Below are 309 nucleotides of genomic sequence, written 5' to 3'. Positions count from 1 at the left end.
AATACCGGGGAACACACCATGGTCTACTACAAAGAGAATCATCCGCCGATCGTGACGAATGATCTCTGGGAGAAAGCCCAGAAGGCACTCGGCGTCCGGAAGTTGCCAAAGAAGGAACCGGAGAAGAGACTGCCCATGGAGACATTTCCTTATAAGGATCAGCTCTACTGCGCAAAGTGTGGAAATAAGCTGATGCGATCCTACACCGGAGGGAAGAACCGCTGGGTATGCTCAGGAAAAGAGCGATTCAGCAGCGACTTCTGCCCCGGCGTTTCCATCCCTGACGAGGTGGTGAAGAGCTGGGGAGTT

Annotated in this window: 1 protein-coding gene; it reads left to right on the top strand. The window is 53.4% G+C overall.

What is annotated here, in order from left to right; translation table 11 throughout:
* Nucleotides 1–18: 18 nt before the first annotated feature.
* The coding region (locus tag ACTQ1N_RS12820) for a recombinase zinc beta ribbon domain-containing protein (protein WP_441957018.1) at nucleotides 19–309 on the top strand (291 nt) is incomplete at its 3' end.

The sequence above is a fragment of the Porcincola sp. LCP21S3_C12 genome, from assembly GCF_052118625.1.
In the GTDB taxonomy this organism is placed as follows: domain Bacteria; phylum Bacillota; class Clostridia; order Lachnospirales; family Lachnospiraceae; genus Porcincola.
The sequence above is the reverse complement of the archived record's forward strand: the minus strand, read 5'-3'. Positions and strand labels throughout refer to the sequence as shown.